Source organism: Streptomyces sp. NPDC006385, from assembly GCF_040612485.1.
Lineage (GTDB): Bacteria > Actinomycetota > Actinomycetes > Streptomycetales > Streptomycetaceae > Streptomyces.
In genome coordinates this window covers 24,395-30,394 of record NZ_JBEXQG010000091.1, presented here as the reverse complement: position 1 = coordinate 30,394, position 6,000 = coordinate 24,395, and the positions used below count along the sequence as shown (strand labels likewise).

Genomic DNA, 6,000 nt, shown 5'->3' with positions numbered 1-6,000 from the left:
GGCAAGGTCGTCAAGAATCGGCTGCATCTCGACGTGCGGGTCGGCACCGGGCTCGTGGGTGAACAGCGCCTGGCCGCGCTCGAAGCCGAGTGCGCGCGACTGATCCCGCTCGGCGCGGTACGCGTGCGACTGCTGTATGACGGCCATGATTCGTGCATCGTGATGCAGGACATCGAGGGCAACGAGTTCTGTCTCGACTGAGCATCCTCCGAGACTGCCTCGCTGGGACAGTTCCCAAGCCTTGCAGTCGTTGCGGTTGACGGCGACGGCCGGCCGACGGCGACGACGAGTCGGGGGGGCAGCGTCGATGACGGCAAGCGCAGGTCGAGCAGCATCACTCCCACGCCCGGTAAGCGGCCGACGCCGCGAGCACGAAGGTGCGGTGCCCGTCCTCGCGCCGCATGTCGTCGCAGGGGCGTCTGCGGGTTCACCGTGACCAGCTCGAAGATGTGACGAGGTCGTTGGACAGCCTTCGCCGCGAACTGTCCGAGAGGTGGTGCGCAGGCTTCCCACAGCCTCCGAACTCCTGCACAGAGGGGGTTGGGCGCCCCCGGACCAGGGCGCGGTGTGCGGGGGCGGCCCGTGCCTTGCCGTCCTGTCACACAGCAAGGCACTTCGACCATAGAGCCCAGTGACAGACCGCGCCCGTTGCGATGGAGCAGCTGGGCGAACGGCCGGCAAGACGAAACCAGCCTCGTCGCCACCGCCCCGGTCGCCGAGGCGGTGTGCAGGGTCTCGGGGTCTCGGTCTCCCAGTCCTCCAACAACCGCAGAGCAGGGGGTGGCGCTCTGGGCGTCGGTGAGGACGTCGGCGTCGGCGGATCGTGCCTGAGGAAGGCCCCGTACCGGGGACGGTCAGTACCGGGGACGGTCAGTACCGGGCCGCGGGACGCTCGACATCGCTCCAGCGGCCTGAGGTCAGCACTGCGAGGCATCCTGCTCGGCTACTGCATGGCCTGCCGGGCCGCCGCGTCTGCCGCCTGCTGCGCTGCCTGTTGCGCTGCCTGTTGCGCCGCCGCCTCGCGTGCCCTTGGCTGGTGCTCCTGCTCCAACTGGAACTCCAGATCCTGCCGACGCCGGACCTCCGCGTCCTGCTGGAGCTGCTTGCGGCGTCGATCTTCCTCGCTGCCGGCCATCTGCTCCGCCTCCTTCCGATGGACGTCGACGCCGGGAACGGCGTCCACGCCGTAGTGACGTGCCCGCAAGTCGATGACGAGGGCCCGTACGAGGGCCGTGCGTGCCGGAAGCAGGGCAACCGGCCTGATGGCAGCGGGAGTCGCCGAAAAACGGGATGCCTCCCGAGCCGCCGACTCCCGTGTGGGACGCGTGACGCCATCAGGCCCTCAGCTTTTCGCCACCAGTTCCTTGAGGGCGACGTTGAGTTCGAGCACGTTCACCCGCGGCTCGCCCATGAAGCCGAGGGTGCGGCCCTCGGTGTACTCGTCGACCAGCTTCCGCACCTGGTCGACGGACAGCCCGTTCTTCACGGCGACCCGGTGGACCTGTATGTCGGCGTACTGCGGCGAGATGTTCGGGTCCAGACCGGAGCCGGAGGACGTCACCGCGTCGGCGGGCACGTCGGACGGCTTGACCGTGTAGCCGGGGACAGAGTTGTCCTCGATGACAGCCGCCTTGGCGTCCTTCACCCACTGGATGAGCTCTTTGTCGTCGCCGGACCGGTTGGTCGCGCCCGACAGGATGAGCTTGTACCGGGTGTTGACACTGTTGGTGCCGAGGCCGTTCTGCGGACGGCCCTGGAACCACCTCAGGTCGGGCTCGGGGGTCTCCTGGCCCTTCTTCAACGGCAGGTGGTACGCCTGCCCGATGAGGGAGGAGCCGACGACCTTGCCGTCCGCCTTGATCTCCGAGCCGTTCGCCTTGTTGTTGAACAGCCCCTGCGCGATGCCGGTGACGACCAACGGGTAGAGGACACCGGTCACCAGGGTCAGCACGAGGAGGGCGCGCAGGCCCGCCCCCAGCAACCGGGCGGTGTTCGTGACGGAGTTGTCCATGGCGATCAGCACGCCTTTCAAAAATTACAGCCCGGGAATGAGGGTGATCAGCAGGTCGATGAGCTTGATGCCGACGAAGGGCGCGATCAGACCGCCGAGGCCGTAGACGGTGAGGTTGCGCCGCAGCATCTTGTCGGCGCTGACCGGCCGGTACCGCACGCCCTTCAGGGACAGCGGCACCAGCGCGATGATGATCAGCGCGTTGAAGACGACCGCGGACAGGATCGCGGAGTCCGGCGAGGACAGGCCCATGATGTTGAGCTTGTCCAGGCCCGGATAGACCGAGGCGAACAGAGCCGGGATGATCGCGAAGTACTTCGCGACATCGTTGGCGATGGAGAATGTCGTCAACGCGCCCCGGGTGATGAGGAGTTGCTTGCCGATCTCGACGATCTCGATGAGCTTGGTCGGGTTCGAGTCGAGGTCGACCATGTTGCCGGCCTCCTTGGCGGCCGACGTACCCGTGTTCATCGCCACGCCGACGTCCGCCTGTGCGAGCGCGGGCGCGTCGTTGGTGCCGTCCCCGGTCATCGCGACCAGCTTGCCGCCGGCCTGTTCCCGCTTGATGAGGGCCATCTTGTCCTCGGGGGTCGCCTCCGCCAGGAAGTCGTCGACCCCCGCCTCCTCGGCGATCGCCTTGGCGGTCAGCGGATTGTCACCCGTGATCATGACGGTCTTGATGCCCATGCGCCGCAGTTCCTCGAACCGCTCGCGCATGCCGTCCTTGACGACGTCCTTGAGGTGGATGACACCCAGCACACGAGCGCCCTGCCCGTCGTCCACCGCGACCAGCAGCGGCGTACCGCCCGCCTCGGAGATGCGGTTGGCGATCCGGTCGGCGTCGTCGGCGACCGTGCCGCCCTGCTCCCGCACCCAGGCGATGACCGAGCCGGCCGCGCCCTTGCGGATCTTCCGGCCGTCGACGTCCACGCCCGACATGCGGGTCTGGGCGGTGAAGGCGATCCACTCGGCACCGGCCAACTCGCCCTGATGGCGCTCGCGCAGGCCGTACGTCTCCTTCGCCAGTACGACGATGGAGCGGCCCTCGGGCGTCTCGTCGGCCAGCGACGAGAGCTGGGCGGCGTCTGCCACCTCGGCCTCCGTCGTGCCGCGCACCGGCACGAACTCGGCGGCCTGCCGGTTGCCGAGGGTGATGGTGCCGGTCTTGTCGAGCAGCAGCGTGGAGACGTCACCGGCGGCCTCGACCGCCCTGCCGGACATGGCGAGCACATTGCGCTGCACGAGCCGGTCCATGCCCGCGATGCCGATCGCGGAGAGCAGGGCGCCGATCGTCGTCGGGATCAGGCAGACCAGCAACGCCACCAGGACGACCAGCGTGAGGTGGGTGCCCGCGTAGTCCGCGAACGGCGGCAGGGTCGCCACGGCCAGCAGGAAGACGATCGTCAGCGAGGCGAGCAGGATGTTCAGCGCGATCTCGTTGGGCGTCTTCTGGCGGGCCGCGCCCTCGACCAGGTTGATCATCCGGTCGATGAAGGTCTCGCCCGGCTTCGTCGTGATCTTGATGACGATGCGGTCGGAGAGGACCTTCGTGCCACCGGTGACCGCCGAACGGTCGCCGCCGGACTCACGGATGACCGGCGCCGACTCACCCGTGATGGCCGACTCGTCGACCGAGGCGACGCCCTCGACGACGTCACCGTCGCCGGGGACGACGTCACCGGCCTCGCAGACCACGAGGTCGCCGATCTTCAACTCGGTTCCGGGGACCCGGTCTTCCGAGCCATCGGTGAGCAGCCGGCGGGCGACCGTGTCGGTCTTGGCCCTGCGCAGGGTGTCGGCCTGCGCCTTGCCGCGACCCTCGGCGACCGCCTCCGCCAGGTTGGCGAAGATCACGGTCAGCCACAGCCACGCGGAGATCGTCCAGCCGAACCAGTCGGCCGGGTCCGTGCAGGAGAAGACCGTCGTCAGGAGGGAGCCGACGAGGACCACGAACATCACGGGCGACTTGACCATCACCCGCGGGTCGAGCTTGCGGAAGGCATCCGGCAGCGACTTGACCAACTGCTTCGGATCGAAGAGGCCCGCGCCTACACGGCCCTCGGGGGACTTGTGTCCGGTGGGGACGTCGCTGTGCGGCGCCCGGGTGGGAGTGGCTGTGGACATCGAGTCCTCTTGCTTCCGAAGGTCGGTGGTCATGACGCCAGTCCCTCGGCCAGCGGCCCCAGCGCGAGCACCGGGAAGTACGTCAGACCGGTGATGATCAGGATGGCTCCCACCAGCAGGCCGGTGAACAGCGGCTTCTCGGTGCGCAGGGTGCCCGCGGTGGCCGGGACCGGCGTCTGCTCGGCGAGCGAACCGGCCAGCGCCAGCACGAACACCATCGGCACGAAGCGGCCGAGCAGCATGCACAGGCCCAGCGTGGTGTTGAACCACTGGGTGTCCGCGTTCAGACCGGCGAAGGCCGAGCCGTTGTTGTTCGAAGCGGACGTGTAGGCGTACAGGATCTCGGAGAATCCGTGCGCGCCGGAGTTGGTCATGGAGTGCGCCGGAGTCGGCAGCGCCATCGCCGCGGCCGTGAACACCAGGACGAGCGCCGGGGTGACGAGGAGGGAGCAGGCCGCGAGCTTGATCTCGCGGGTGCCGATCTTCTTGCCGAGGTATTCGGGCGTACGGCCGACCATCAGACCGGCGATGAACACCGCGATGACCGCCATGATCAGCATGCCGTAGAGGCCGGACCCCACACCGCCGGGCGCGATCTCGCCCAGCATCATGCCGAGCATGGCGATGCCGCCGCCGAGTCCGGTGAACGACGAGTGGAATGAGTCCACCGCACCGGTCGAGGTGAGCGTGGTCGACGTCGCGAAGATCGACGAGGCGCCGACGCCGAACCGGACCTCCTTGCCCTCGTACGCCCCTCCGGCGATGTCGAAGGCCGGGCCGTGGTGGGCGAACTCCGTCCACATCATCAGGGCGACGAATCCGACCCAGATCGTGCCCATCGTGGCGAGGATCGCGTAGCCCTGCTGCACGCTCCCGACGAGCACGCCGAAGGTGCGGGTCAGCGAGAACGGAATCACCAGGATCAGGAAGATCTCGAAGAGGTTCGTGAACGGGGTCGGGTTCTCGAAGGGGTGGGCGCTGTTGGCGTTGAAGTAGCCGCCGCCGTTGGTGCCCAGTTCCTTGATGGCCTCCTGCGAGGCGACCGCACCGCCGTTCCACTGCTGCGAGCCGCCCAGGAACTGCCCGACCTCGTGGATGCCGGAGAAGTTCTGGATCACCCCGCAGGCGACCAGCACGATCGCGGCGATGAAGGCGCCCGGCAGCAGGATGCGCACGACACCGCGCACCAGGTCGGCCCAGAAGTTGCCCAGTTCACCGGTACGATAGCGCGCGAACCCCCGTACGAGCGCGACGGCGACGGCGATGCCGACGGCCGCGGAGACGAAGTTCTGCACGGCCAGCCCGGCGGTCTGCACCACGTGGCCCATGGCCTGCTCGCCGTAGTACGACTGCCAGTTGGTGTTGGTCACGAAGGACACGGCGGTGTTGAACGCCTGGTCCGGGTCGATCGACGCGAAGCCGAGCGAACCGGGCAGGACACCCTGGAGCCGCTGCAGTACGTAGAGGAAGAGGACACCGACGACCGAGAAGGCGAGGACGCCACGCAGGTAGGCGGTCCAGCGCATCTGCGTGTCGGGGTTGGCGCCGATGCCCTTGTAGATCCACTTCTCGATGCGCAGGTGCTTCTTCGAGGAGTAGACCTTGGCCATGTAAGTGCCGAGGGGAAGGTAGGCGAGCGCCAGCGCGCCTATGAGGGCCAGCAGTTGGAGCACGCCGGCCGGTACGGGACCCATGTCTGCTCTCAGAACCTCTCCGGGAAGATCAGGGCGAGGACGAGATAGCCCAGCAGGGCGACGGCCACGACCAGGCCGACGACGTTCTCGGCGGTCACAGCTTCGTCACCCCCTTGGCGACGAGAGCCACCAACGCGAAACCCGCGATCGTGGTGACGACGAAGGCCAGAT

At 68.0% G+C, this 6,000-nt stretch carries 6 protein-coding genes; 1 reads left to right on the top strand and 5 read right to left on the bottom strand.

The annotated features are described in order from the left end of the window. On the top strand, positions 1–201 hold a 201-nt coding region (locus ABZ078_RS39360; RefSeq protein ID WP_356583341.1), incomplete at its 5' end, for a VOC family protein. Between the two features lie 742 nt (positions 202–943). Here ABZ078_RS39360 and ABZ078_RS39355 read toward each other — a convergent pair. The 5 genes from ABZ078_RS39355 to kdpF all read right to left on the bottom strand — a co-directional run bounded on the left by ABZ078_RS39355 (position 944) and on the right by kdpF (position 5,927). Further along, on the bottom strand, positions 944–1,204 hold the full coding sequence (locus tag ABZ078_RS39355) for a hypothetical protein (protein WP_356583340.1): 261 nt from the start codon (positions 1,202–1,204) through the stop codon (positions 944–946). 138 nt (positions 1,205–1,342) lie between these two features. Further along, a complete protein-coding gene (locus ABZ078_RS39350; RefSeq protein WP_356583339.1) occupies positions 1,343–2,011 on the bottom strand; it encodes a potassium-transporting ATPase subunit C in 669 nt (222 codons plus the stop codon). Positions 2,012–2,035: 24 nt separating this feature from the next. Continuing rightward, complete coding sequence (gene kdpB, locus ABZ078_RS39345) at positions 2,036–4,168, bottom strand: potassium-transporting ATPase subunit KdpB (protein ID WP_356583338.1); 2,133 nt, start codon at positions 4,166–4,168, stop codon at positions 2,036–2,038. Further along, the gene (gene kdpA, locus ABZ078_RS39340) at positions 4,165–5,829 is read right to left on the bottom strand and encodes a potassium-transporting ATPase subunit KdpA (protein ID WP_356583337.1); all 1,665 of its coding nucleotides are present in this window, start codon (positions 5,827–5,829) and stop codon (positions 4,165–4,167) included. Before kdpA ends, kdpB begins: the two co-directional genes overlap by 4 nt. An 8-nt stretch (positions 5,830–5,837) precedes the next feature. Then, the gene (kdpF, locus tag ABZ078_RS39335) at positions 5,838–5,927 is read right to left on the bottom strand and encodes a K(+)-transporting ATPase subunit F (RefSeq protein ID WP_009326374.1); all 90 of its coding nucleotides are present in this window, start codon (positions 5,925–5,927) and stop codon (positions 5,838–5,840) included. Between the last annotated feature and the right edge of the window lie 73 nt (positions 5,928–6,000).